The sequence below is a fragment of the Pseudomonas sp. B6(2017) genome (assembly GCF_002112765.1).
GTDB lineage: Bacteria > Pseudomonadota > Gammaproteobacteria > Pseudomonadales > Pseudomonadaceae > Aquipseudomonas > Aquipseudomonas piscis.
The window spans coordinates 63,328-88,085 of the sequence record NZ_NEIQ01000020.1 but is presented as its reverse complement, the minus strand read 5'-3'; the positions used below and the strand labels follow the sequence as shown (position 1 = coordinate 88,085).

General features: G+C 62.4%; 32 protein-coding genes. 23 read left to right on the top strand and 9 right to left on the bottom strand.

Annotation, left to right across the window (positions count from 1 at the left end; genetic code table 11):
- The first annotated feature begins 132 nt into the window (after nt 1-132).
- From CAG11_RS27945 to recX, 17 genes are all read left to right on the top strand, one after another.
- On the top strand, nt 133-837 hold the full coding sequence (locus CAG11_RS27945) for a hypothetical protein (protein WP_256578510.1): 705 nt from the start codon (nt 133-135) through the stop codon (nt 835-837).
- Between the two features lie 11 nt (nt 838-848).
- Entirely contained in the window at nt 849-1,085 is a 237-nt protein-coding gene (locus CAG11_RS27940; RefSeq protein ID WP_053135617.1) for a tail fiber assembly protein, read from the top strand.
- Between the two features lie 87 nt (nt 1,086-1,172).
- The gene (locus tag CAG11_RS27935) at nt 1,173-1,376 is read left to right on the top strand and encodes a hypothetical protein (protein WP_085599269.1); all 204 of its coding nucleotides are present in this window, start codon (nt 1,173-1,175) and stop codon (nt 1,374-1,376) included.
- A 2-nt stretch (nt 1,377-1,378) separates the two neighbouring features.
- A complete protein-coding gene (locus tag CAG11_RS27930) occupies nt 1,379-2,545 on the top strand; it encodes a phage tail protein (RefSeq protein ID WP_085599267.1) in 1,167 nt (388 codons plus the stop codon).
- Complete coding sequence (locus tag CAG11_RS27925; protein WP_085599265.1) at nt 2,545-3,051, top strand: phage major tail tube protein; 507 nt, start codon at nt 2,545-2,547, stop codon at nt 3,049-3,051. The genes CAG11_RS27930 and CAG11_RS27925 overlap by 1 nt, the downstream gene beginning before the upstream one ends.
- Nucleotides 3,052-3,299: 248 nt before the next feature.
- Nucleotides 3,300-3,869 (top strand): phage tail assembly protein, encoded by a 570-nt coding sequence (locus CAG11_RS27920; RefSeq protein ID WP_085599263.1) that lies wholly within the window; start codon nt 3,300-3,302, stop codon nt 3,867-3,869.
- Nucleotides 3,866-3,991, top strand: coding sequence for a hypothetical protein (locus CAG11_RS34205; RefSeq protein ID WP_022642640.1), 126 nt, complete (start codon nt 3,866-3,868; stop codon nt 3,989-3,991). The genes CAG11_RS27920 and CAG11_RS34205 overlap by 4 nt, the downstream gene beginning before the upstream one ends.
- A 6-nt stretch (nt 3,992-3,997) precedes the next feature.
- Complete coding sequence (locus CAG11_RS27915; RefSeq protein WP_085599261.1) at nt 3,998-6,334, top strand: phage tail tape measure protein; 2,337 nt, start codon at nt 3,998-4,000, stop codon at nt 6,332-6,334.
- Nucleotides 6,334-6,717, top strand: a complete 384-nt coding sequence (locus CAG11_RS27910) for a phage tail protein (protein ID WP_022642642.1) — start codon at nt 6,334-6,336, stop codon at nt 6,715-6,717. The genes CAG11_RS27915 and CAG11_RS27910 overlap by 1 nt, the downstream gene beginning before the upstream one ends.
- A complete protein-coding gene (locus tag CAG11_RS27905) occupies nt 6,710-6,922 on the top strand; it encodes a tail protein X (RefSeq protein ID WP_085599259.1) in 213 nt (70 codons plus the stop codon). The genes CAG11_RS27910 and CAG11_RS27905 overlap by 8 nt, the downstream gene beginning before the upstream one ends.
- A 9-nt stretch (nt 6,923-6,931) precedes the next feature.
- Nucleotides 6,932-7,942 carry a contractile injection system protein, VgrG/Pvc8 family gene (locus CAG11_RS27900; RefSeq protein WP_085599257.1) on the top strand — a complete coding sequence of 337 codons (1,011 nt, stop codon included), beginning with the start codon at nt 6,932-6,934 and terminating at the stop codon, nt 7,940-7,942.
- Nucleotides 7,943-7,998: 56 nt separating this feature from the next.
- On the top strand, nt 7,999-8,172 hold the full coding sequence (locus CAG11_RS27895; protein WP_022642645.1) for a Com family DNA-binding transcriptional regulator: 174 nt from the start codon (nt 7,999-8,001) through the stop codon (nt 8,170-8,172).
- Nucleotides 8,173-8,396: 224 nt separating this feature from the next.
- Entirely contained in the window at nt 8,397-8,579 is a 183-nt protein-coding gene (locus CAG11_RS27890; protein ID WP_022642646.1) for a hypothetical protein, read from the top strand.
- A 150-nt stretch (nt 8,580-8,729) separates the two neighbouring features.
- Nucleotides 8,730-9,044, top strand: a complete 315-nt coding sequence (locus CAG11_RS33385; RefSeq protein WP_143494780.1) for a hypothetical protein — start codon at nt 8,730-8,732, stop codon at nt 9,042-9,044.
- A 189-nt stretch (nt 9,045-9,233) separates the two neighbouring features.
- Entirely contained in the window at nt 9,234-9,734 is a 501-nt protein-coding gene (locus CAG11_RS27885; RefSeq protein WP_022642647.1) for a CinA family protein, read from the top strand.
- A gap of 83 nt (nt 9,735-9,817) precedes the next feature.
- Nucleotides 9,818-10,870 carry a recombinase RecA gene (gene recA, locus CAG11_RS27880; RefSeq protein WP_053135606.1) on the top strand — a complete coding sequence of 351 codons (1,053 nt, stop codon included), beginning with the start codon at nt 9,818-9,820 and terminating at the stop codon, nt 10,868-10,870.
- Nucleotides 10,871-10,878: 8 nt separating this feature from the next.
- Nucleotides 10,879-11,346 (top strand): recombination regulator RecX, encoded by a 468-nt coding sequence (gene recX / locus CAG11_RS27875; RefSeq protein WP_022642650.1) that lies wholly within the window; start codon nt 10,879-10,881, stop codon nt 11,344-11,346.
- A 40-nt stretch (nt 11,347-11,386) separates the two neighbouring features.
- On the opposite strand, the gene CAG11_RS27870 is transcribed toward recX, so the two are convergent.
- Complete coding sequence (locus CAG11_RS27870) at nt 11,387-12,505, bottom strand: LOG family protein (protein WP_085599256.1); 1,119 nt, start codon at nt 12,503-12,505, stop codon at nt 11,387-11,389.
- 452 nt (nt 12,506-12,957) lie between these two features.
- On the opposite strand from CAG11_RS27870, the gene CAG11_RS27865 reads away from it, so the two are divergent.
- Nucleotides 12,958-13,152 (top strand): hypothetical protein, encoded by a 195-nt coding sequence (locus tag CAG11_RS27865; protein ID WP_085599254.1) that lies wholly within the window; start codon nt 12,958-12,960, stop codon nt 13,150-13,152.
- Here the strand turns inward: CAG11_RS27865 and CAG11_RS27860 are convergent, their stop codons facing one another.
- On the bottom strand, nt 13,153-13,578 hold the full coding sequence (locus CAG11_RS27860; protein ID WP_022642653.1) for a quorum-sensing-regulated virulence factor family protein: 426 nt from the start codon (nt 13,576-13,578) through the stop codon (nt 13,153-13,155).
- Between the two features lie 189 nt (nt 13,579-13,767).
- Here CAG11_RS27860 and CAG11_RS27855 point away from each other — a divergent pair, with 189 nt between their 5' ends.
- Complete coding sequence (locus CAG11_RS27855; protein WP_085599252.1) at nt 13,768-14,478, top strand: tRNA-uridine aminocarboxypropyltransferase; 711 nt, start codon at nt 13,768-13,770, stop codon at nt 14,476-14,478.
- On the opposite strand, the gene CAG11_RS27850 is transcribed toward CAG11_RS27855, so the two are convergent.
- The gene (locus CAG11_RS27850) at nt 14,462-15,370 is read right to left on the bottom strand and encodes a DMT family transporter (RefSeq protein ID WP_085599250.1); all 909 of its coding nucleotides are present in this window, start codon (nt 15,368-15,370) and stop codon (nt 14,462-14,464) included. The two genes, CAG11_RS27855 and CAG11_RS27850, sit on opposite strands and share 17 nt — an antisense overlap.
- 233 nt (nt 15,371-15,603) lie before the next feature.
- On the opposite strand from CAG11_RS27850, the gene erdR reads away from it, so the two are divergent.
- Together erdR and CAG11_RS27840 are read left to right on the top strand one after the other, a co-directional pair.
- Nucleotides 15,604-16,254, top strand: coding sequence for a response regulator transcription factor ErdR (gene erdR, locus CAG11_RS27845; protein WP_022642656.1), 651 nt, complete (start codon nt 15,604-15,606; stop codon nt 16,252-16,254).
- Between the two features lie 75 nt (nt 16,255-16,329).
- Nucleotides 16,330-16,692, top strand: a complete 363-nt coding sequence (locus CAG11_RS27840) for a diacylglycerol kinase (protein ID WP_022642657.1) — start codon at nt 16,330-16,332, stop codon at nt 16,690-16,692.
- Here the strand turns inward: CAG11_RS27840 and CAG11_RS27835 are convergent.
- Entirely contained in the window at nt 16,689-17,615 is a 927-nt protein-coding gene (locus tag CAG11_RS27835; protein WP_053135597.1) for a LysR family transcriptional regulator, read from the bottom strand. The genes CAG11_RS27840 and CAG11_RS27835 overlap by 4 nt on opposite strands.
- A 119-nt stretch (nt 17,616-17,734) precedes the next feature.
- On the opposite strand from CAG11_RS27835, the gene fpr reads away from it, so the two are divergent.
- Nucleotides 17,735-18,514 carry a ferredoxin-NADP reductase gene (fpr, locus tag CAG11_RS27830; protein WP_003198368.1) on the top strand — a complete coding sequence of 260 codons (780 nt, stop codon included), beginning with the start codon at nt 17,735-17,737 and terminating at the stop codon, nt 18,512-18,514.
- Between the two features lie 69 nt (nt 18,515-18,583).
- Here fpr and tsaA read toward each other — a convergent pair whose 3' ends face one another.
- The 5 genes from tsaA to rimO form a co-directional block, all read right to left on the bottom strand.
- Nucleotides 18,584-19,279 (bottom strand): tRNA (N6-threonylcarbamoyladenosine(37)-N6)-methyltransferase TrmO, encoded by a 696-nt coding sequence (tsaA, locus tag CAG11_RS27825; RefSeq protein WP_085599248.1) that lies wholly within the window; start codon nt 19,277-19,279, stop codon nt 18,584-18,586.
- Between the two features lie 11 nt (nt 19,280-19,290).
- Nucleotides 19,291-19,752, bottom strand: a complete 462-nt coding sequence (locus tag CAG11_RS27820) for a DUF1456 family protein (RefSeq protein WP_022642661.1) — start codon at nt 19,750-19,752, stop codon at nt 19,291-19,293.
- A 53-nt stretch (nt 19,753-19,805) separates the two neighbouring features.
- Nucleotides 19,806-20,516: an rRNA pseudouridine synthase gene (locus tag CAG11_RS27815; protein ID WP_022642662.1), complete on the bottom strand. Its 711-nt coding sequence runs from the start codon at nt 20,514-20,516 to the stop codon at nt 19,806-19,808.
- 82 nt (nt 20,517-20,598) lie between these two features.
- Entirely contained in the window at nt 20,599-21,072 is a 474-nt protein-coding gene (locus CAG11_RS27810) for a GNAT family N-acetyltransferase (protein ID WP_085599246.1), read from the bottom strand.
- Nucleotides 21,073-21,180: 108 nt separating this feature from the next.
- The gene (gene rimO, locus CAG11_RS27805; RefSeq protein WP_022642664.1) at nt 21,181-22,518 is read right to left on the bottom strand and encodes a 30S ribosomal protein S12 methylthiotransferase RimO; all 1,338 of its coding nucleotides are present in this window, start codon (nt 22,516-22,518) and stop codon (nt 21,181-21,183) included.
- 357 nt (nt 22,519-22,875) lie between these two features.
- Here rimO and CAG11_RS27795 point away from each other — a divergent pair, with 357 nt between their 5' ends.
- Nucleotides 22,876-24,717: a potassium transporter Kup gene (locus tag CAG11_RS27795; protein ID WP_371857876.1), complete on the top strand. Its 1,842-nt coding sequence runs from the start codon at nt 22,876-22,878 to the stop codon at nt 24,715-24,717.
- Nucleotides 24,718-24,758 lie beyond the last annotated feature (41 nt).

Here is a 24,758-nt window from a genome sequence, read left to right as displayed (position 1 = left end):
GTGCCAGTGAAGTGGTTCAGTCACCGGTGCTGGATGGGCAACGTCGTTGTGAACAGTCGCAACGCAATCTAAGGAGTTAGGACTTTGAGTACAGAACAGCAACTGGCCGCGGTGGTAAACGCGGCGAACAACTTGACCAATACCGTCACGGGCAAGATCGGCGAGATCGACCAGGCCATTGCCAAGGCTCGCCAGCAATATGACTCGCAACTTGCGGATCTCCAGGGTCGCCTGCCACGCCTGGCCGTTACCAAGAACTTCACCCTTTTACCCAACTCGGCCGGGACACTGATCGACAACTGGGGCATTCATGCTCAGGTCACCACGACTCAACTGCGTGCCATTTCTTCGGTGTCCCAGGCGATGGGGCGCCCGGTTGCGGATGTCGACTTCATGCTGAAGGTGCAGGCGGATGTCCGGGAGCAGTATCCGAATTTCGATATCCGGGCATCGGACTATTGGCGCGGGGCGATCAACGTCTGGCAAATGAAATGGACCCAGATCGACTCCAGCCCCTGGTTGGCCTTTCCCTACGCCAGCGACCAGGCATTGGCGAACGGTGCCGCTGCGGTACCGCTGAACACCTCGCTGACCCTGGGTGCTTTCGTGCGAGTGATTGAAGGGTCGATCGCTGGGGCCTGGAGTCATGGCGCCGAGAAGGGCAAATGGCGCTGGTGCTCGACCGTGATGTCTCCTTCGGCATTGTTTGGAGCCTATTTCCACTTGCATCCAATGCGAACTTCGTCCAACGGACTGATTGAAATCATGCTGGCCGGTGCTTGCACCGGTGCGGTCACCAATCCAGGTGACTGGGGCACCATGCTGGCCATTAGCTAAGGAACGACACCATGAAACCTACCTTTGTACCTGCCGAGCTGCATCCGATCATCAAGTGGGAAATGATTCGCAAGGCGCGCGATGAAGACCTGGCCGCCAGTGACTATGCCGCCATGCCCGACTACCCCATGGGCGAAGCCAATCGTCCGGCGTTCGCCGCCTACCGCCAGGGGCTGCGGGATATTCCCGAGCAGGGCAGCGATCCGGATGCGGTCGCCTGGCCGGCCAAGCCGGAATTCCTCAAGTAACCCTTCTGCCGCGCAAGCGGTTTTTTTACGCCTGAACAAAGCCCCGTCCCGGGGTTTTTGCGTTTTTGTCTCTGGAGAAACATGCATATGGCTATCCGCCAGAAATACACCGTGCTCGTGCCATTCCCCACTGGTGGTGGGCACTGGTCGAGCGTCGGCGAAGAACTCGACCTGCTCGATGTCCAGGCCAGCGCGCTGCGCAGTGCCGGGCGCCTGGAACTGACCAGCGTCCTTGCGGTGCAAACCCCATCCACCAAGGCCGCCAAGGCCGCGACCAAGAAGGCTGACTGACCATGGCTGAGGTTTTGAACTTCGAGCACAACGGCATCACCGTCAATGCCAGCGAGTCCCCCGAGGCCATGGGTGGCCTGGGCGACAACGTCATCGGCCTGGTGGGCACCGCGCCCAACGCCCATGCCTCGCTGGCCAAGAACACGCCGATCCGCATCAGCAACTTCAGCACCCAGGCGTTGCTGGACCCTACCGGCGCCGAGGCCGGCACGCTGTTCCAGGCGGTGCTGCAGATCCTCAAAGTGGTCAAGGTGCCGGTCTACGTGGTGATCGTCGACGAAGGCGCGACACCAGCCGACACCCTGAACAACGTGATCGGCGGCGACGAGGCGGTGACCGGGCGCAAGCTGGGCCTGGCGGCCCTGAGCAGCGTGCCCGAGGACCTGACCATCATCGGCGCCCCGGGCTTCACCGGCAGCAAGGCGGTGGCCGGTGAGTTCGCCGCGTTCGGCAAGCGCATCAAGGCGCGGGTGGTGCTCGATGGCAAGGATGCCTCGGTGGCCGACCAAGTGGCGTACAGCAAGGAACTGGGCGGCGCCGACCTGGGCTTCGACCGTTGCCTGGTGGTGCATAACCTGCCGGCGGTGTACTCCAAGGCGGCCAAGGCCAATGTGTTCCTGGCCCCATCGAGCCTGGCCATCGCGGCTCTGGCCAAGGTCAAGCAGTGGGAGAGCCCGGGCAACCAGGTGACCTTCGCCGAAGATGTTTCGCGCAGCGTGGAATACAACATCCTCGACACCTCCACCGAGGGCGACCTGCTCAACCGCTACGGCATCAGCTACTACGCACGCACCGTGCTGGGCGGCTTCTCGCTGGTGGGCAACCGCTCCATCACCGGCAAGTTCATCAGCTACGTCGGCCTGGAAGACGCCATCAGCCGCAAGCTGGTCAAGGCCGGACAGAAGGCCATGGCCAAGAACCTGACCAAGTCGTTCATGGACCAGGAGGTCAAGCGCATCAACGACTGGCTGCAGACCCTGGTGGCCGACGAGACCATCCCGGGCGGCAAGGTCTACCTGCACCCCGAGCTCAACAGCGTCGAGAAGTACAAGAACGGCACCTGGTACGTGGTCATCGACTACGGCCGCTACGCGCCGAACGAGCACATGATTTATCAACTCAATGCCCGCGATGAAATCATCGAGCAGTTCCTGGAGGACGTTCTCTAATGTTTACCAACCGAGTCAGACAGGCCATCGCGGCCACCCTGCAAGGCCTGCCGCTGTCGGCGACGGTGGAGGAGTTCACGCCACCGAAGATCGAGTTCGAGATGCAGGAAATGCGTGGTGGGCGTTTCATCGGCGAGGAAATGGCCAAGGGCGGCAAGGTCCTGGGGGCCAAGCTGGTGCTGCAAGGCGCAGGTCCGGAAGTCATGCTGGCCCTGGGCGTCAGCGTGGGTGACGACATCCTGCTCAACGTCCGGGAAGCCGGGCAGGACCAGGACGGCAACACCTACTTCGTCTACCACACCGTGGGCGGCAAGCTGAAGTCGCTGGAAGAGGCCCCGCTGAAGATGGGCGAGCAGCCCAAGACCACCCTGGACTTGAGCTGCCGTACCTACAACCGCCTGGAAAACGGCGTGCCGGTGATCGACGTCGATGTGCGCACCCAGAAGTTCATGCTCAACGGGGTCGACATCCTCGGTGCGGCGCGGCGTGCGGTGTTGCTGCCCTAAAAGGCGCGACCCTTCTGCCAATGCCAGTCAGTCAAGCGCGGTGATCCCCTGTAGGAGCCGCCGGTCGACGCTCGATTGCTCGCGAGTGGCGTTAAGGCCAGTGGATAAACCCATCGCCCTGGCGTCCATCGCGGGCAAGCCTCGCTCCTGCAAGTTCCCCAACTGACCAGCATTAGCCCTTCCATGTCGCCGGTGCCTGACGTGTTCTGCGGCCGGCGGCGTTTTTGTTTTTCCAAGGAATTGATCTCATGTCCTGGACACCTCCGGTCCATGTGCTGCTGGCGCCGATTACCGGCGACGATGGCAGCACCCTTGAGCGGATCGCGCTCAAGCCTTTGTTCTACGCTGCGCAAAAAGATGCCCTGGCCCGTGCCGGGGATGATGAAGACGATCAGTTCTTCGCCCTGGCCAAGCTCGCCACGGGGCTGTCCGACAAGGAGCTGGACCAGCTCAAGCGTCCGGACTACGTGAGCATTGCCCAGTACGTACACGATATGTCGACCCGTCCGACTTCCTACTTTCTGGAGCAGGACGAGCAGGCCGACCCGGACCAGGTACCGCTGCTGTTGCCGCTGGACCTGGCTGGCCAGGGCCGGACGTCGCTGACCCTGGAAATGCCAGCGCTGCGCGCGACCAAGGTGATGAAGAAACTCGCGACGCCCAAGGAGCGGGCCGAGTTCATCACCGCCCATTGCACCGGCCTGATGATCCCGGACCTGGCCATGCTGACCGTGCCGGACTGGACCCAGTTGCAGGTGCGCATCGACGATTTTTTAAACCAACCGGCGGACTTCTTTCGCAGCGCGACATCGAAGTGATCCTCGATGTGGTGCCGCTGATCTACTCGGTGACCGAGGCCGAGATCCTGGAGTGGGACGCCGGCAAGGCAATGCGTCGCTACGACATAGCGATGACCCGCCTGGGCCTGAACAAGGAGTAGCGTGCGATGGCACAAGGTAACTTTTCCCTGAGGTTCGCCGCGGTGCAGCAGGCAGGCGGATTGTCCGCCGATGTTGCAGCGACGTTGCAGTGGTCGGCCCCTTTGCCGGAGCGCGATGGCGCCCTTGGCGGCGGGCTCAGGCAGCTGGTTCGCGGGCAGGAACGACTGCTGGCGGTGGTCGAATCCCTAAGGGGCGTGCTGGTCTCCCAGCGTTCGTTGCTGATGACCCTCAATGACCGCCAGGTCCTGGCCGCACCTGCTGCGACGCAGCCAGCCAAGGCCTCGGTGCTGGACAACAAGCCCCTGAGCCATCTCAAGCCGGCCATCGGCCTGGATACCGCGATGGTGGAGCTCAAGCGGGTGCTGCCGCTGACCGCCGAGCAGCAGCGGCAGATGGTGGAGCAGCACATCAAGCTGGCCAACGAACCCCTGGTGGCGCCCACCGGTGCCACGGCTACCGACCTGGTGCGGGTCGGGCTGGCGGCGGCCAAGGCCGGGGTCGGCGTCGAGGGTTCGGGCGCTTCGGCCCAGTATCAGCCGCAGCAGGTGCTGGACTTTGCCCGGGATGCGGCGCTGGTCGGCTCCGGCCTGGAGTTGAAGGTCAAGCAGGCGGGGGACTTGCTGTTGGGCTGGCGCAGTGCGATGCAGCTCGACCGCGGCCAACGCCTGGACCTGGCCGATGCCACCCAGCACTTGGGCAGCGGGCTCAAGGTCTCGGCGGCGGACATCGGTTCGATCCTCGGCCGTTATGGCGGCAACGCCATGGCCGCGGGCATGAGTCCGGAACAAGCGGCCGCGCTGCTGGCCGCCTTGCTCAAGTCGGGGGCTGACCAGGCCAGTGCCGGAGTGGCATTGGCCCAGTTCAGCCAGGCCCTGGGCCAGGGTGACAAGGTCTCGCCGGAGCAGCTTGCGGCCTGGCGTGAGCTCAAGCTCGATCCCCGAGCCGTGGCTCGCGATATGCAGACCCAGGCGCCGCAGACGATCCAGGCGGTGCTCGCGGCGTTGCAGGCACGACCGGCCGAACGCCAGGGCGCCATCGCCGCGCAGCTGTTCGCCGACAATGGCGCGTTGCAGGCGCTGTTGCCACGCCTGGACGGGCTGGCCCAGGCCTTTGCCCTGATGGCGGACAAGCCGCAGTACGCCAGCTCGCTGCGCGATGGCCAGGGGGCGGTGGCCAAGGCGGCCCAGGAGGCCGCGCAAACGCCCCAGGCCCAGTGGAACCGCCTCGATGCCCAGGTCGATGGCTTCAAGAGCTCCGTGGGTTCGGCGGTGCTGGCCGACTACGGCGGTTCGTTGACCGGCGCTGGTGCGGTGCTGCAGAAGTTCGGTGAGCTGGCGCAGCTGTTCCCTCATTTCGCTGCTGCCCTGGCGGTCTCGGTGGCTGCGGTTTCGGCGCTGGTGAAGCTCAAGGACCTCTACACCGATGTCAGTGACCTGTTCTCGTTGGGCAAGAAGCCTCGCGGGCCCCAACCTCCGGCGGGAGGGGCGAGTGGCGGTGGTATTCGCTCACGGCTGGGCCCGGTGTTCTCGCGCTTGGCCGGCACGGTTGCGAACCTGGCCGGCAGGAGCGCGGCCGCCGTGCAAGCGGCGGGCAGGGGGCTGGGCGCGGCAGTGTCTGGCCTCGGGACCCGGTTGGCCGCGATGACCCGGCACGCCTCTGCCAGGGTGGCTGCCAGTGCTGGCCAGCTGTCATCGCGGTTGGGAGCCGCGATGTCCGGGTTGGCCACCCGAGCGGCGGCCATGGCGCGCCTGGCCGCTGAGCGAGTGGGTTCCACGGTGGGCCGGCGTTTGTCCGGCAAGGCGCCGCGACTTCCAGGAGGGGCCGGGGGCAAGCTGATGGGCAAGTTGTTCCGGCCCTTGAGCCTGATCGAGGCTGGAGTCGACCTGGTACAAGGCTGGCGCGAGGGTGACTCCGGTAAGGTCGGGGCCGCCGTGGGTTCGGTCGGCGGTGGCCTGGCAGGCTCGTATGCCGGGGCCAGCGCCGGAGCGGCGATCGGCACGCTGATCTTCCCGGGTGTCGGTACTGCCATCGGTGGCCTGTTGGGAGGCGCCCTGGGCGGCCTGGCCGGTGGCGAGACCGGTGCCTGGCTCGGTGACAAGCTTGGGCGCCAGGCGGACCGCCTGGCCGCGCCGGCCGCGGTCAGCCAGAACCTTGCGGCGGCGCAGGCGGAGAACCGGCAGATCAACTTTGCCCCGGTGGTGCATATCCACGGCCAGGACCAGGCCAGCGCCCAGCAACTGGCCGACCGGGTGGTGCAGCAACTGCAAGCGCAGTGGCTGCCGCTGGCGGGCGATTCACTGGCCGTGCGGCGTGGCGCGGCGTTGACCGATGGAGTGGCGTGATGAAACAACAGATGGCATTGGGAGATTTCATCTTCGGCCTGTCCCGCAGCTTTGCCTATGACTCCCTGGTGCGTACCACCGACGGAGGCTGGAAGCCCCTGAACATCCTGGTGAGCAAACCCCGGACCAACCAGGGCGGGCAGGGCCTGGAAACCTTGAAGATCACCGGCAAGGCCATGTACGGCGTGGCCATGGCGCGCCTCGACGAGTTGCGCGCCTTGCAGGCCCGCCGCGTGCCGCTGCCGTTGATCGACGGCGTGGGGCGCAACTGGGGGCGCTGGGTGATCAAGAGCGTCACGGAAACCCAGAGTTCGGTCATCGACGACGGTACGGCGATGCTGATCGATTGGGTGCTGGATCTGGAGGAGTTCGCCAATGCGTAGGGCTCGAAGCATCGCCGGCGATTCGGCGAACCTGTTGCTGTACCGCGAATTGGCCCGCAGCGACGACGAGGTCGAGGAGGCGTTCTGGTGTCTCAATCCCGGGCTCGCGGAGTTGGGACCGGTGTTGCCGGCCGGAGTCTGGGTGCTGCTGCCGGAAGTGGAAGCGCGGCCGCGGGCGCTGGCGCCGGTTTCGGCCTGGGATTGAGGAGGCCACATGACACTTGGATTTACACCCGTGGTGGAGATCTACGGCGCCAACTCGGAGCTGATCATGCAGCGCTTGCTGGATTGGCAGCATGTGGATGCCGCGGGCATCGAGTCCGACCAGCTCAAGCTGACCCTGGACATCGAGGGCCTGGAGGGTCTGCCGAGCCTGGGCGGGAAGATCGGCTTGCGGGTCGGCTATCGGGAAACCGGGTTGGTGGACAAGGGCTTGTTCGTGGTGAACCAGCGCACCCCGTTGCTGTTCCCCATGCGCTTGAAGCTGGTGGCCACTGCCGCGCCATTCGGCGCGGCCGATGAGAGTGGTTTCCGCCAGCGCCGCAGTGCCAGCCATGGGCCAACGACCCTGGGCGCGCTGTTTCGCCAACTGGTCAGCCGCCATGGTTTTTCGCCCCGGGTGGCCCCGGAGCTCGAAGGCAAGGCCATCGAGCACATCGACCAGTCCAACGAGACCGACATGGGTTTCCTGACGCGCCTGGCTCGGCGCTACGACGCGGTCACCAAGCCGATCAACGGGCTCTATGTGCTGGCCCGCAGTGGCCAGGTCAAGTCCCTCTCGGGCAAGCCGCTGGAAGATGTGACGCTGAGCGTGACCCGTGACAACCGACCGGGGGACCGGGCCTTCATCACCGCCTCACTCGATGAGGAGGCGCGGATGAAGTACAGCGGGTGCATCACCGCCTGGTGGGATGGCGCCGCAGGCCAGGAGCGGCGGGTGAGCCTGGGGATCAAGCCGTTCAAGACCTTGCGCCAGCGGTATCAGAGCGAGGCCGAGGCGCGGGCAGCGGCGGAAGGCGAGATACGCAAGCTGGAGCGGGCGGCGCGCAAGGTCAACATCGACTGCCCGGGCAATCCCGCCCTGGCGGCCGAAGGCTTGCTGCTGCTGGACTCAAGCTGGCCGGGGTTCATGCAGGGGCGCTGGTCGATCGACAAGGTGACGGCCAGCGGCAGCCACGAGCAGAGCTATCGCTGCCTGGTGCATGCCAGTTGCATTGGCGCCTAGGTGGCTTTTAGCCCGGGCCTGGTGGGCTGGGCGGTTGAAATCAAAGGAATTGCAAGATGCTCAAAGAGTGCAGATGCGGTAGTTGCAAACGACTGCTCGCCCGTGTGGGCGAGTTCACGGAGCTCCAGATCAAGTGTTCGCGTTGCGGCACCTTGAATCATGTGAAGGGCTTGAACCTCGGGCGATCGACTGGCGTGGATACGACGGCTACCACGGAGTCTGGTTCGTAAGAGCCCGGTTGAGTCTTCTCTCGTCATCACCATGGACCTTGGCGCTGCCGCGCCAGGGTGGGTGGCGAATGCTGTTTCCCAAGACCTGCCGGTGGGGGAGTAGCTAGCTCTTTTGCACCGTAAACGGTCGGCAGGGCAGAGTCCTGCCGGGTGGTTGGCCGGGTGCAAAAACTTCCCGGACAAGGGTGTCCGGGCAGACATTCAAATCGCAAGGAGAAACAAAAATGGCTGAGAAATACATTTCGGTGACCGCGGTGAACGGTCAGGCGGCGCTGGTCTCCGTAGGCAGCGTTTCCAAGGTGATCGACCAGGGCAACTATCGGGTGATCTACCAGGGCTCGGACACCAACAACTACCAGGTCACCAATACCCTAGCTTCGTTGAAAGTGGCGCTGAACGCAGTGTAGGTGCTGTGGCGAGCCTGAGAAGGTGAGCGCTGTTCGCTCCGGATCCGATGTCTTCGAGGCCAGACACCGGATGTTGTGAAGGCCTGGAGCCTCGAGCGATTCATGCGGCATTCGCCGCTTTTTAATCAAACAACTCCAGGAACATGACCTATGGAACCCATTCGAGTCGGCACTAAATTCATCAATCACAAAGGTTATGGCGATTCTCTGCATACTTTTATCGAGCCTGCCCAGAATGTTTCTGGTGCAGTCATCCGGACCTGTTCCGTCAATGGTGGAACGCTTTATTGCAGTAGCGTCAAGCCAACGGCTTATTCCTTGAATGCGACGCCCGCGTTCTTCTCCAACCCTCTTGGTGCCCACACCATGCCCTATGAAGTGCTGATTCCTGCAGGCCAGGGAGTGTGGTGGGCTCCGGTCAATTCAAACTCCAGCGCCATGCTGACCTACGATCTTCTCCCGTGAGTGCCGTGATCCGGCAGGGCTAGTCCAGCGAGCAGCTCCTTTGAGAGTCCAAGTGTAGTGTCGTGCCGGTTGACCAGAGGTGCGAGCTCTTTGCCGGGCCGGGCTCGCTGCCCTTGGGGCAGCGTGTCGCTTGCAAGCCATGGGGCCTGGTGTAGGTTAGGCACATGCCCGCCTCATCAGGAGATCAACGTGAAAGAAATCACCCAGCTTGCCGCGGAACTTGGCCGTCGCCTGCAGGTTCTCAATGCCCACGTCAGTACGGCGGAGTCTTGTACGGGCGGCGGGATCGCCGAGGCCATCACCCGTGTGCCGGGCAGCTCGGCCTGGTTCGAGGCTGGCTACGTGACCTATTCCAATCGCCAGAAGACCGAGCAATTGGGAGTGCCCACGGGGCTTTTCGAGTCGGTGGGGGCGGTTAGCCACGAAGTGGTGGAGGCCATGGTCCGTGGCGCCCAGGCTCGCAGCCATGCGCGTTTCGCCGTGGCGGTCAGTGGCATCGCCGGACCGGATGGCGGTTCGCCGCAAAAGCCGGTGGGCACCGTATGGCTGGCCTGGGGCGTGGGCGAGCGGCTGGTGACCGAATGCCGGCACTTCACCGGCAACCGCGATGAGGTCCGCCGACAAACGGTGAAGGCCGCCCTAGAGGGGCTGCTGCAACATGCGGCGGCAGAAATCGCAAATCAGGGGTAGGCGATCTGCGAACGCTGTGGAATAATACTGGCTACTTATACAGGTGTTGGCCGTCAGGCCTTATTGATTACGTGAGGACTTTAATGGACGACAACAAGAAGAAAGCCTTGGCTGCGGCCCTGGGTCAGATCGAACGTCAATTCGGCAAGGGTGCCGTAATGCGTATGGGCGATCATGACCGCCAGGCCATCCCGGCCATTTCCACTGGCTCTCTGGGTCTGGACATCGCTCTGGGCATTGGCGGCCTGCCGAAAGGCCGTATCGTTGAAATCTACGGTCCTGAGTCGTCCGGTAAGACTACCCTGACCCTGTCGGTCATCGCCCAGGCACAGAAAGCCGGCGCTACCTGCGCGTTCGTCGACGCCGAGCATGCCCTGGACCCAGAGTACGCTGGCAAGCTGGGCGTCAATGTCGACGACCTGCTGGTTTCCCAGCCGGATACCGGCGAGCAGGCCCTGGAAATCACCGACATGCTGGTGCGTTCCAACGCAGTTGACGTGATCATCGTCGACTCCGTGGCAGCCCTGGTACCCAAGGCCGAGATCGAAGGCGAGATGGGCGACATGCACGTGGGCCTGCAAGCCCGCCTGATGTCCCAGGCGCTGCGCAAGATCACCGGTAACATCAAGAACGCCAACTGCCTGGTTATCTTCATCAACCAGATCCGTATGAAGATCGGCGTGATGTTCGGTAGCCCGGAAACCACCACCGGTGGTAACGCCCTGAAGTTCTACGCTTCCGTTCGTCTCGACATCCGCCGTACCGGCGCGGTGAAGGAAGGCGACGAGGTGGTGGGCAGCGAGACTCGGGTCAAGATCGTCAAGAACAAGGTGGCTCCACCTTTCCGCCAGGCCGAGTTCCAGATCCTCTACGGCAAGGGCATCTACCTCAACGGCGAGATCATCGACCTGGGTGTGCTGCATGGCTTCCTGGAGAAATCCGGCGCCTGGTACAGCTACCAGGGCAACAAGATCGGCCAGGGCAAGGCCAATTCGGCCAAGTTCCTGCAGGACAACCCGGAAATCGGCAACGCGCTGGAGAAGCAGATCCGCGACAAGCTGTTGAGTGGTTCTCCAGATACCAAGTCTGCTCCGGTCAAAGAAACCGAAGACGATATGGCTGACGCTGACTTCTGATTGAGCCGATGATCGCCGTACTCGATACCCTCGTCGCGGTGCGGCGAGCTGCAATGGACCTGCTCGCGCGACGCGAGCATGGTCGAGTCGAGCTGACGCGCAAGTTGCGTCAGCGCGGCGCCTCTCCTGAAATGATCGACACAGCCCTCGACCGCTTGACGGAAGAGGGTTTGTTGTCCGAATCCCGCTATCTCGAAAGCTTCATTTCCTACCGTGCCCGTTCGGGCTACGGGCCTATGCGCATCCGTGAAGAGCTTGGCCAGCGTGGTTTGCAACGCAGTGATATCGAACTTGCCTTGCGTGAGTGCGGAATCGACTGGCAGGAGCAACTACGGGATGTCTGGCAGCGCAAGTTCGCCGGGCAGCTACCAGCCGATGCTCGGGAGCGTGCCCGGCAAGGGCGTTTCCTGGCATACCGTGGATACCCCATGGAAATGATCAATCGCGTGTTTAGTCGTCGCGGCCTGGATGATTGAGACGCTGCCCGCCGCATGAAGCAGCGGGCGATGGTGTTGCTCAGTTGGCCTGGCTGGTTTCCCTTTCTCGTGGTGCGGCCTTGGCTTGTTGCCTGGACCAGTTTTCCGGCAGGTTGATGAAGTCGATCAGCTCGCGCAGGCGGCCATTGTCTCGGGCATTGAAAGCGAACGACAACCGCGCCAGATGGCTGAATTGCACGTCGTCCTGCTCTTCGGTGCTGTAGGCATGCTGGTGGAACTGGCCGCTCAGGCACAGGTCGGCGAATTCCTCGTGCATCCTCTGCAATGCCTGCTCATTGAGGTTGTGGTTCATGCGGATGACGAATTGCTGCTTGAGCCAGCGACTGGAGTGGAAGTTGGCATAGAACTGCTGGATTTCCTGCACCGCTTCTTCGGTGCTGTGCACCAGGCGCATCAACTTCATGTCGCTGGGCAGGATGTAGCGATTGGCTTCCAGTTGGTTGTGGATGAAATCCAGGGCACCTTGCCAGAACTGCCCACCGGGAGTGTCCAGCAACACCACGGGTACCAGCGGGCTCTTGCCGGTCTGGATCAGGGTCAGCACTTCAAGTGCCTCATCGAGGGTGCCGAAGCCGCCGGGGCACAGGACCAGGGCGTCGGCTTCCTTGACGAAGAACAGCTTGCGGGTGAAGAAGAAGTGGAATGACAGCAAGTTTTCGGTACCACCAACGGTTGGGTTGGCGTGTTGTTCGAAGGGCAGGGTGATGTTGAAGCCCAGGCTGTGCTCCAGTCCGGCGCCATCGTGGGCCGCGGCCATGATGCCGCCGCCGGCTCCGGTAATGACCATCAGGTCCGAGCGAGCCAGGGCTGCCCCCAGTTCCCTGGCCATGGCATATAGCGGATGTTCGCTGGGAGTGCGGGCCGAGCCGAACACCGTTACCTTGCGCCGGCCCTTGAATTGCTCGAGCACCCTGAAAGCGTGCTCCAGTTCCCGTAGGGCCTGCAAGGTGATCTTGGCGTTCCAGCGGTTGAGGTCCTCCTCGGCCATGCGCAGGACGGTAAGGACCATATCGCGATAAAGAGGGATGTTCGGACTGTTGGGGGCGATCAGGGTAAGTTGCTCTTCGACCTGGCTGGTGAGATCGATGCCATTGCTTTGAAAGTGGCGGGCCAGCAGGTCGTTCGTTTGGTAGGGCATTCAGCTTCTCCTTCTGCACAGAACCTGATGCACGCCCGGCACGTGCCAGCGCGCCACGACACTGCCTGTGTCGCTGCCTGCCTGGCTTGGCGGCCTGGGCAGTTCTTCGATCCGGTCACGACTGGCGATTGTGGGGCGTGGCCGGCTCGTCCTCAGAGGTCCTGCTTTCCTTTATTTGAGAAAAAACTCGCACTGCAAGACGCGGTTGGCGGCCTCCTGAACCGCCGTGGGCAATCATCGGGAATCTCTGGATATGGCTCGATCATGTGCCCATGCAGTCTTGGCTGGCAACCGCTTCTTGCTGATTTTTCAGCTGTGCGCGCCGCTTATCAGAAGGGGCGGCAGCGCTTGCAAGCTCTGATTTACTAAGTGGTAGCGCATGACCTGGAAGCGAGTCCAGGACGAGGTTTGCGTGGTTTCGTCGGCATCGGCCAGGGGCATGGAGGCAATGGATGACCACGGTCACGCTGGATATCGATCAGCAACTCTACCAGCTGTTACAGGAAGCCGCGGCGGCCCACGGATTGAGCCTGGAGGAGGAGTGTCGCCGCCGTTTGGCGGGAAAGGAACGAGCTTCGCCTTATTTACAGGCTCTGGTAGCGGAGTTGCGCGCCGACGATCAACAGCGACGCGCAACCCACGATTGATCATTTCTTCTTTGAGGCGCCTTGCGCTGGGCAGTCCGATTCCTGGAAGCGCGCGGAGGCCACAGGGCGGTTGGTCCGGTTTTCGGTGAACTCGTAGCGCATGACCGCGCCCTTGGCCATCAGCTTGCGATAGTTGGGGTTGCGGCAGACGCTGGCTCCCAGTTGCAGGTAGACGGCCTTGGGGTTGGCGCGCATTTGCGCGGCGTGGGCAGCCTGGACGCTCAAGTGGTTGATCAGTTCCTTGCCGTCAACGGTGTAGCCCTGGTCGAGGATGTTCTCGTTGATTTCCCGGGGAGTGCCGATGTTGCTCTCCGCTGCGACCTTCTCCAGCATCTTGCTCAATTCGAATTCTTGCAGCGACGCCGCCTGGGCACCCAGGGGCAGGGCCAGCAGAAGGGCGACGGTAGGAATGGTAAAGCGCAACATGAAACTCTCCTGGTGCAGTGACTGATGCTTCGACCAGTCACTCGACTGTGCGTTCAGTGGCGTCGGATTATAGGTGCAGAGTCGGGAAGGCGGTACAGGTTTGCATGGAGAGCTCTGATAAACTTGCGCGACTTTTCCCCTTCGAGTCATTTTCGTGTCGATTCTCTCTTCTTGCCGGTGTGGCCAGCGATGAGCCACGCGGTTTCCCGTCTACGCGACCAGCGTATGGCTCGCGTGCTCAAGCCTTTTGTCGCCCGTGGTTCCCGGGCTGAACGCTGCCCGCGTTGCCGGGTGATCCCCAGCCATTGCCTGTGTGCCTGGCGCCCCAAGGTCACGGCCGACTCGGCCATGTGCCTGGTGATGCACGATGTCGAGCCGCTCAAACCGAGCAATACCGGCTGGCTGATCGCCGACGTGGTTGCCGATACTTCGGCGTTTCACTGGTCGCGCACCGAGGTGGATCCACAGTTGCTGGCGCTTCTGGCCGATCCGCAATGGCAGCCGTATATCGTGTTTCCGGGGGAGTTCGTGGCACCGGAGCGGGTGGTTACCGAGGTCCGGCGCCAGGAGGGCAAGCGTCCGCTGTTCATCCTGCTGGACGCCACCTGGAGTGAAGCCCGCAAGATGTTCCGCAAGAGCCCGTACCTGGAGCATCTGCCGGTGCTGAGTCTTTCGTCCGAGCGGCTTTCACGTTACAAGCTGCGCCGTTCCAAACGTGACGATCACTTTTGTACGGCGCAGGTGGCGGCGTTATGCCTGGAACTGGCCGGGGACGACCAGGTCAGCCAGGTACTGGATGCCTACCTCGATGTGTTCAGCACCCACTACCTGTCGGCGAAATTCCAGAAGGCGATCGATCCGGATGACGAAGTCCATGCCCGGCTCAAGCCTTTTGTCTAGCCTCGGCGTTTAGTCGTGGGGCCTGGGGCCAGAGTTGCGCCACCAGCATTCCCGTAAGCATCAAGGCGCAGCCGATGTAGCCGCGCATTTGCAGTGATTCATCCAGCAGCCAGGCTCCGGCAATGGCTGCGAACACCGCTTCCAGGGACAGGATGATCGCCGCATGGGAAGCGATGGCGTCTTTCTGGGCGATCACCTGCAGGGTGTAGCCGATGCCGACGGCAACCACGCCGCCATAAAGAATGGCTGGCCCGGCGTCGACTATGGCAGGCCAGTCGATGGGTTCCAGGCACAAGGCAAGGGCCAGGCTCACCACCGAGCAGGTGGCGAATTGCAGGAAGGCCAGGCGAATCGGATCGTGACGGCTGGCAAAGAGGCCCACCAGGATTACATGGCCGCCCCAGACGAAGGCGCCAATTAGTTGCAGCCAGTCGCCCGGCGCGACATGGAAATGGGCGCCGACACTCAACAGGAACATGCCCACCACGGCCAGTACCGCGCCAAGCCAAGTACCCAGCCCGGTTCGGTGGCCGATCAGCAAGCCCAGCAGCGGCACTACAATGACATACAGGCCGGTGATGAATCCGGCATTGGTGACGCTGGTGAACATCAACCCGACTTGTTGCAGGTTGATCCCCAGGGCCAGCGCCAGGCCCATGAGCACGCCCCCCAGCAGCAGGCCTTGGGTGAGCATGGGTTCGGACGGCCGGTCACTGGCCGGGCGGCGCAGCACCAGTGGTAGCAGGCACAGCGATCCAAGGGCGAAACGCAGGCCGGAATAAAGGAAGGGGCCGATATGGTTCATGCCGGAGGTTTGTGCGACGAAGGCCGAGCCCCAGATCACTGCGGTGACCAGCATCAGGGCGTCGGCACGCAAGGCTTGGCTGCGCATGATGGCTCTCTTATTAGTTAGCTGGCCAAGATGCCGCAAAGCTTCGAACTTGACCACCCCGGCTTCGCTGGGCATGCTTGGCGCCGGTTAGGGCGCCAGCGCTGTTTGAACCGCCGTTTTACTCAGGCTTTTCGCGGCGTTCGTGCTCTTTGGGTGCCGCATTCTGGCGAGCCCCGTGCTTTGGTGAGGATTGAATGCATCAGTCCTGCCATGAAAACAGGATCATCTGAAAAATGGCCACATACGAAATCCTGATTGCCGATGACCACCCGCTTTTTCGCAGTGCGCTGCACCAGGCCGTTACCTTGGGCCTGGGTTCCGACGTGCGCCTGGTTGAAGTGGCGAGCATCGCCGAACTGGAAACCCGCCTTACCGAGAAAGCCGATTGGGACCTGGTCCTCCTGGACCTGAACATGCCCGGCGCCTACGGCTTTTCCGGGCTGGTGCTGTTGCGCGGCCAATATCCACAGATTCCCGTGGTAATGGTTTCGGCTCAGGAAGAGGCGTCCGTGATGGTGCGCTCCCGCGAGTTCGGGGCCAGCGGTTTCATTCCCAAGTCCAGTTCCCTGGAAGTCATCCAGCAGGCCGTGCGCAGTGTGCTCGACGGTGATGTCTGGTGGCCGCCGCAGGCCTTCGAGCAGGTCAGCGTCTCGGACGAGGCCAAGGCCGCCAGCGAAGGCCTGGCAAGCTTGACGCCGCAGCAGTTCCGGGTGCTGACCATGGTGTGCGAAGGGTTGCTGAACAAGCAGATCGCTTATGAGCTGAACGTGTCGGAGGCGACGATCAAGGCCCACGTGACCGCGATCTTCCGCAAATTGGGTGTTCGTACCCGGACCCAGGCGGCGTTGCTCTTGCAACAACTTGAGTCAATTTCCGGCCATTGATCGAATTTTCGTTCACGTTTTTTTGACCTTGGTTGAACTAGCTTCCCCACACCTTTTCTTGCAGTTGCCCAGCTTATGTCGCCTTTCAAAGGTCAAACCGGTCTCAAACGCATCCTCAACGCCACTGGCTATTCCTTCGATGGCCTGCGCGCGGCCTTCACCGGTGAAGCGGCTTTCCGCCAATTGGTGCTGCTCAATGTGATCCTCGTACCCCTGAGCTTCCTGCTCGATGTCAGCCGGGTCGAGCGTGCATTGTTGATCGCCGTCTGCCTGTTGGCGCTGATCGTCGAGTTGCTCAACTCGGCGGTGGAGGCGGCCATCGACCGGATCTCCCTGGATCGCCACCCGTTGTCGAAGAACGCCAAGGACATGGGCAGCGCGGCGCAGTTCATCGCCCTGAGCATGATCACCATCGTCTGGGCGGTGATCCTGATCTAGGGAATGCTCGGTAGCACTATCTCGTCGCTGCGCCGTACACCGGAAGTGAAGGCGCGGCAAAGCTCGAGGAACTCGCGCATCGCCGAGGTCTGGTACTTCTGCTTGTGCCAGATGAAATAGAACTGCCGGGCCAGGTCCAGGCCCGGTGTTTCCACCGGTACCAGGCTGCCGCGGCGAAATGCGTCGCGCAGGGCCAGCCTGGAGATGCAGCCAATGCCCAATCCCGATTCCACGGCGCGCTTGATGGCCTCCGTATGCTCCAGCTCCAGGCGAATGTTCAGGGCGCTGCGGTGATGACGCATGGCCTGGTCGAAGGTCAGCCGCGTGCCCGAGCCTTGTTCCCGCAGGATCCACGCCTCGCGGGTCAGGTCCTCCATGGTGGCGTGGCCACGCTTGGCCAGCGGGTGCTGGGGGGCGCAGAACACCACCAGTTCGTCCTCGACCCAGCTTTGCACTTCTATATCCGGATGGTTGCAGTCGCCTTCGATTAGACCCAGATCAATTTCGTAGTGGGCGACCTGTTGCACGATATGCGCAGTGTTCTGCACATGGAGCTTGACCTGGCTTTCAGGGTGCACCTGCATGAAGCTGCCGATCAGCAAGGTCGCCAGGTAATTGCCGATGGTCAGGGTCGCGCCCACCGACAGCGAGCCGAAACCGGACTTGCCATTGAGCAGGTCTTCGATTTCCTTGGCCTGGTCCAGCAGTGCCACGGCTTGAGGCAGCAATTGCTTGCCCAGGGCATTGAGGCTCAGGCGTTTGCCGGCCCGATCGAACAGCTGGCAACTGGACTGGCGCTCGAGTTCGGTGATCGAGGTGCTCGCTGCCGACTGCGACAGGGCCAGGAGCCCAGCGGCCCGGGAGACGCTCTCTTGCTGGGCGACGGCGACGAAAACCTGGAGTTGACGGAGAGTGAATCGCATATCGATATAACCGATAACCCTTATCTTAATAATCCAGTTAACAGATATTGTCGCTGCCATTAGAATGCTGTGCAATTGCGCTCATGGTCAGCGCAGGCAATTTCTAGGAGTCCCCGTACATGAGCAACATGAACCACGAGCGTGTCCTCAGTGTTCATCACTGGAACGACACTCTGTTCAGCTTCAAGTGCACCCGCGACCCGGGCCTGCGCTTCGAGAACGGTCAGTTCGTGATGATCGGCCTGCAACAGCCCAACGGCCGTCCGCTTATGCGTGCTTACTCCATTGCCAGCCCGAACTGGGAAGAGCATCTCGAATTCTTCAGCATCAAGGTTCCTGACGGTCCGCTGACCTCCCAGCTGCAGCACCTGAAGGAAGGCGATGAGATCATCATCAGCAAGAAACCAACCGGTACCCTGGTTCTGGATGACCTGAAGCCTGGCAAGCACCTCTATCTGCTCAGCACCGGCACTGGCCTGGCGCCGTTCATGAGCGTGATCCAGGATCCTGAAACCTACGAGCGGTTCGAGAAAGTGATCCTGTGCCACGGCGTTCGCTACGTCAATGAAGTCGCCTATCGCGAGTTCATCACCGAGCACCTGCCGCAGAACGAGTTCTTCGGTGAGGCCCTGCGCGAGAAGCTGATCTACTACCCCACCGTGACTCGCGAGCCATTCGAGAACGAAGGCCGCCTGACCGACCTGATGCGCAGCGGCAAGCTGTTCCGCGACATCGGCCTACCGCCGATCAACCCGCAGGACGATCGCGCCATGCTGTGCGGCAGCCCGAGCATGCTGGACGAGACCAGTGAAGTGCTCAACAGCTTCGGCCTGACCGTCTCGCCGCGCATGCGCGAGCCGGGTGACTACCTGATCGAGCGCGCCTTCGTCGAGAAGTAAGCGCCTCGCATCGAGCAAAAAGCCCGCGTTGCCTTCACAGGCAACGCGGGCTTTTTTGTTTGTGCAGGATCAGTTGGCCGGCACCACTGCCAATACCCGGATCAGTCCGGGCTCGGGGTAATGCCAGCGCACGTCCAGGTCCCAGAACTGGGCACCGTACTCGCGCTCCGGACTGGGCACCTGATAGGCCGGACGAGGGTCCTGGGCCAGGCACTGCTCGATCAGTTCCAGCAATGGCTCCTGCAGGCGCAAGGCGTGCAGCTGCGCTTGTTCCAGGGCCTGGGGTTGCCATTGCACCGGAATGAGCAGCGGCGCGCTGCTGGCGATTTCATTGCTGGCCCCGGCGATGCTGTCGGCATAGGGCACGTAGGGCTTGACGTCGAGGATCGGCGTGCCATCCAGCAGGTCGATGCCGGAGATCCACAGGCGATTCGCCTCCACACGGTCCAGCTTGACCACCGACTGGCCTATGCCGTTGGGCCTGTGGGTGGCCCGGGTGGCGAAGACGCCCATGGACTTGTTGCCCCCCAGGCGTGGTGGGCGCACCTTGAGTCGTGGCTTGTCCTCCAGGGCCTGGTGGAACAGGAACAGCAGCCAGACATGGCTGACCTGCTCCAGCCCCTGGACCGCGTCGCCCTGGTCGAAGGGCGGTATCAGCTCCAGCACACCACGGGCGGCTGGTGCCAATTGCGGCTGGCGCGGGATGGCGAACTTCTCCTTGAAACAGGAGCGCACGAAGCCGATGGGGGAGACGCTGTAGGCCATGGTCGCCAGGCTTAGCCGCGCACGCGCAGGGTCAGGCCCTTGAGGAAGTTGCGCAGCAGCTGGTCACCGCAAGGCCGGTAGTTGTTGTGCCCGGACTTGCGGAACAGGGCGCTCAACTCTGGCTTGGACACCGGGAAGTTGGCCGCCTTGAGCACGGCATGCATGTCGTCTTCCTTCAATTCGAAGGCTACGCGCAATTTCTTCAGGATGATGTTGTTGGTCACCGGCAGTTCGATCGGCAGCGGCGGGCGGCTGTCATCCTTGCCGCGCTTGAAGATCACCAGGCCATCGAGGAAGTACGCCATGGTCTGGTCCGGGCAGCGCACGAAGCCTTCTTCCTCGTCCTTCTTCAGGTAGCTGACGATTTCTTCCAGGCTGGCGCTGAAACCGGTGAGCTTGATGATATCGACCATCTTCTGGTCGCTGATGTCGAGCATGTAGCGCACGCTGCGCAGTACATCGTTGTGGATCATGTTGAGGTCCTGGTCTGTGCACCTGTCCCGAACGAGGGCAGGGGCTGGGGAATTCAGAATTTCTCTTTGGCCGACAGGTAGCGCCATTGGCCCAGCGGCACCTTGCCGATCGATACGCCGCCGATGCGGATTCGGCGAATGGCGATGACCTGCAGGCCGACAGCCTGGCAGAACAGCGCGATCATCCCGGGTTGTGGATTCTTCAAGGCGAAGCGCAGGCGGTTCTCGCTCTGCCAGCTGGCCTTCACCGGCGGCAGCTCGCGGCCCTTGTAGGTCACGCCGTGGTTCAGGCGGTTGAAGCCGTGCTCGATCATCTGCCCGGAAACCTCGACCAGGTATTCCTGCTCGATCTTGGAGGCATCGGCACTGAGCTTGCGCTGAACCCGCCAGTCCTGGGTGAACACCAACAGGCCGCTGGCGCCGGGTTGCAGGTCGTCGCTGGCATTGAGGCGGGCAAAATGCCCGCGCAGAGGACGTTTGCCGAAGCGATGCTCATCCGACAGGCTGGCAGCACTGATCGACAGCCGGGCGCTTTCCACGTCCTGGCCGGCGGGCACGTTGAGCAGGATGGTCACAGGCTCCGGAGCGGTGGCCTTGGCCTCGGGGTCGAGGACCACCTTCTGGGCGCCGACCTTGAACTGTGGCTCGTCGATGACTTCGCCATCCACGGTGACCCAGCCGCCTTCGATGAACAGCTCGGCTTCCCGGCGGGAGCAGCCGACCAGTTCGATGAGGCGTTTGGAGAGACGAATCGGGTCGGTCATGACAGGGGCCGTTGTAAAAGAGGGCAGCTATTGTACCTGCCTGGCGCCGGTTAATCGCGGGTCCATTTACCGGCTGTGGCCATTAGCCGCTTCGCGCCTGCGCCTGTGGTTGCTTCAGGCGCATGTGCAGCAGAGGGTAGGGCTGGCCCATGCCATCCTGTTCCGAGCGACCGACGATCTCGAACCCTTGCTTGAAGTAGAACCCCAGGGCCTGGGGGTTCTGTTCGTTGACGTCCAGCTGGATGGCATTCATGTGTTCCACGGCGTAGTGCAGCAACTGCCGCCCCAGGCCCTGGCCGCGGTGGTCCGGATGGATGAACAGCATCTCTACCTTGCCCGCCGCGACCCCGGCGAAACCACTGATGCGCTGGCGCTGGTCGCGGGTACAGATCAGCATCACCGCATCCAGGTAGCGGGTCAGCACCAGGTTCCTCAGCAGTTCGATATAGCTATCCGGGAGAAAATCGTGGGTGGCGCGTACCGAGGCTTCCCAGACCTGGGTCAGTTCCGGGTAGTCGCTGAATTTCGGGGTATGGATGACTGGATGTTGGCGCATGCCGCCTGCTCCTTGGGCCTGGGTTGAAGCACATTCCAGAGCAAACGATAGACCTAAAAAAGCCCCGCATCTCGTTGCGAGAGCGGGGCTTGGCAGTTTTTTTACGCCTTACAGGATCTCGGCCCAGAGATCGTACTCGTCGGCGTCGGTCACCCGGCAGCGGACCTTGTCGCCCGGCTTCAGATGGCTGGCATTGTCGATGAAGACGTTGCCGTCGATCTCCGGGGCATCGAAGAAGCAGCGGCCCACGGCGCCTTGCTCGTCGACTTCGTCGATCAGTACTTCGATTTCCTTGCCGACGCGCTGTTGCAGGCGTGCCGAGCTGATTTCCTGCTGGTGCGCCATGAAGCGCTCCCAACGATCCTGCTTGACGTCATCCGGCACCACTTCCAGGTCCAGGTCGTTGGCCGGAGCGCCTTCGACCGGGGAATACTGGAAGCAGCCGACGCGGTCCAGCTGGGCTTCGGTGAGCCAGTCCAGCAGGTACTGGAAGTCTTCCTCGGTTTCGCCGGGGAAACCGACGATGAAGGTGGAGCGGATGATCAGCTCGGGGCAGATTTCGCGCCAGTTCTTGATCCGGGCCAGGGTCTTGTCCTCGAAGGCCGGGCGCTTCATGGCCTTGAGCACTTTCGGGCTGGCGTGCTGGAACGGGATGTCCAGGTACGGCAGGATCTTGCCGGCGGCCATCAGCGGGATCAGCTCGTCGACGTGCGGATACGGGTAGACGTAGTGCAGGCGGACCCAGACGCCCAGGGTGCTCAGGGCTTCGCAGAGTTCGGTCATGCGGGTCTTGACCGGCGCGCCATTCCAGAAGCCGGTGCGGTACTTGACGTCGACGCCATAGGCGCTGGTGTCCTGGGAGATTACCAGCAGTTCCTTGACCCCGGACTTGACCAGGCGCTGGGCTTCGTCGAGCACGTCGCCCACCGGGCGGCTGACCAGCTTGCCACGCATCGACGGGATGATGCAGAAGCTGCAGCTGTGGTTGCAGCCTTCGGAAATCTTCAGGTAGGCGTAGTGCCGTGGGGTCAGCTTGACGCCCTGTGGCGGCACCAGGTCGATCAGCGGATTGTGGTCCTGCTTCGGTGGCACCACTTCATGCACCGCGCTGACTACTTGCTCGTACTGCTGTGGGCCGGTCACCGCCAGCACGCTAGGGTGCACATCGCGGATGTTGCCTTCTTCCACGCCCATGCAGCCGGTCACGATGACCTTGCCGTTTTCCTTGATGGCTTCGCCGATCACTTCCAGGGATTCGGCCTTGGCCGAGTCGATGAAGCCACAGGTATTGACCACCACGACATCGGCGTCCTGGTAGGTGGACACCACGTCATAGCCTTCCATGCGCAGTTGGGTGAGGATGCGCTCGGAGTCGACCAGAGCCTTGGGGCAACCCAGGGAAACGAAGCCGACCTTGGGGTTGGCTGGCGCGGTAGGGGTGGACATGTCTAACCTCGGTATAGGTGTCTGGCCGCTCGGCGATCTGGATGGATGCGCTGGCGGTGAACGGCCGCTTTGGGCGCCTCTGATCAAAAAGTGCGCAATTCTAGCGATGAGCAGCGCACTTGACCAGCTTTATGCAGGGAAATACGACGAGTGCTGCGCTATGCTTCGCGCCGTTGCGCATAGGCGAATTCTTGTAGTCAATCAAACGTCTGTAACAACAAGTAAAGCCGCACATGCTGCAATACCAAAGCATAGCGTTTCATTCTAAGAAGCCGGGTCTGGAATCAGGAGTATTGGATGGGTCAGGCAAGTAGTCAGGCGGCGGGCGCCGAGCATTCGGTCGCGCGGCCTTTGAGCATGCTGGTCGCCGCGGTAGGGGTGGTTTATGGCGACATCGGTACCAGCCCGCTCTATACCCTCAAAGAAGTCTTTTCCGGCAGTTATGGCGTCCAGGTCAACCATGATGGGGTGTTCGGCATCCTGGCGCTGATCTTCTGGTCGCTGGTCTGGGTCGTCTCGATCAAGTACGTATTGTTCATCCTGCGTGCCGACAACCAGGGCGAGGGCGGGATCATGGCCCTGACCGCCCTGGCCCGGCGCGCATCGGCCTCCTACCCGCGCTTGCGTTCGGTGCTGGTGATCCTTGGCCTGATCGGCGCCTCGCTGTTCTATGGCGACAGCATGATCACCCCGGCAATCTCGGTACTTTCGGCGGTCGAAGGCCTGGAGCTGGCGTTCAGTGGCCTGGAGCACTGGGTGGTACCGCTGGCGCTGGTAGTGCTGGTGGCGCTGTTCCTGATCCAGAAGCACGGCACCGATCGCATCGGCAAGCTGTTCGGCCCAGTGATGGTGGCCTGGTTCCTGGTCCTCGCAGGCTTGGGCATCCACGGCATCGCCCAGCATCCTGAAGTGCTGCAGGCGTTGAACCCGGTGTGGGCCGTGCGTTTCTTCATCTCCCATCCGGGCATGGGCGTGGCGATCCTGGGGGCCGTGGTACTGGCCCTGACCGGTGCCGAGGCGCTGTATGCCGACATGGGCCACTTCGGGCGCAAGCCCATCGCCCGGGCCTGGTTCGCCCTGGTGTTGCCGGCCCTGGTGCTGAACTACTTCGGCCAGGGCGCGTTGCTGCTGGAGAACCCCGAGGCGGCACGCAACCCGTTCTACCTGCTGGCACCGAGTTGGGCTCTAATTCCGCTGGTGGGGCTGGCGACCCTGGCCACGGTGATCGCTTCCCAGGCGGTGATTTCCGGCGCCTTTTCCCTGACCCGCCAGGCCATCCAGCTGGGGTACATCCCGCGGATGTACATCCAGCACACTTCCAGCGCCGAACAAGGGCAGATCTACATCGGCGCGGTGAACTGGTCGCTGATGGTCGGGGTGATCCTGCTGGTGCTGGGCTTCGAGTCCTCCGGGGCCCTGGCGTCGGCCTATGGCGTGGCGGTGACCGGCACCATGCTGATCACCAGCATCCTGGTGTCGGCGGTGATGCTGTTGCTGTGGAAGTGGTCGCCGGTACTGATCATGCCGATCCTGCTGGGCTTCCTGCTGGTGGATGGGCTGTTCTTCGCCGCCAACGTACCGAAGATCGTCCAGGGCGGTGCCTTCCCGGTGCTGGCGGGGATCGTGTTGTTCGTCCTGATGACCACCTGGAAGCGTGGCAAGGAGCTGTTGGTGGATCGCCTGGACGAAGGTGGCCTGCCGTTGCCGATCTTCATCGGCAGCATCCGCGTGCAGCCACCGCACCGAGTGCAGGGCACCGCGGTGTTTCTTACCGCTCGCCCGGATGCCGTGCCCCACGCCTTGCTGCATAACCTGCTGCACAACCAGGTGCTGCATGAGCAAGTGGTGTTGCTGACGGTGGTCTACGAGGACATTCCACGGGTGCCGGCCCAGCGCCGGTTCGAGGTGGACTCCTACGGCGAAGGCTTCTTCCGGGTGATCCTGCACTTTGGCTTCACCGACGAGCCGGACGTGCCCGAGGCCCTGAAGCTGTGTCACCTGGACGAGCTGGACTTCAGCCCGATGCGTACCACCTACTTCCTCAGCCGCGAGACGGTGATCGCCTCCAAGTTGGTGGGCATGGCCCGCTGGCGCGAAGTGCTGTTCGCCTTCATGTTGAAGAACGCCAACGGCAACCTGCGCTTCTTCAAGCTGCCGGTGAACCGTGTGATCGAGCTGGGAACCCAGGTCGAGATGTAAGCTGCCTTTACAAAAAAGCCCCATCAGCTTTGCTGCAGGTG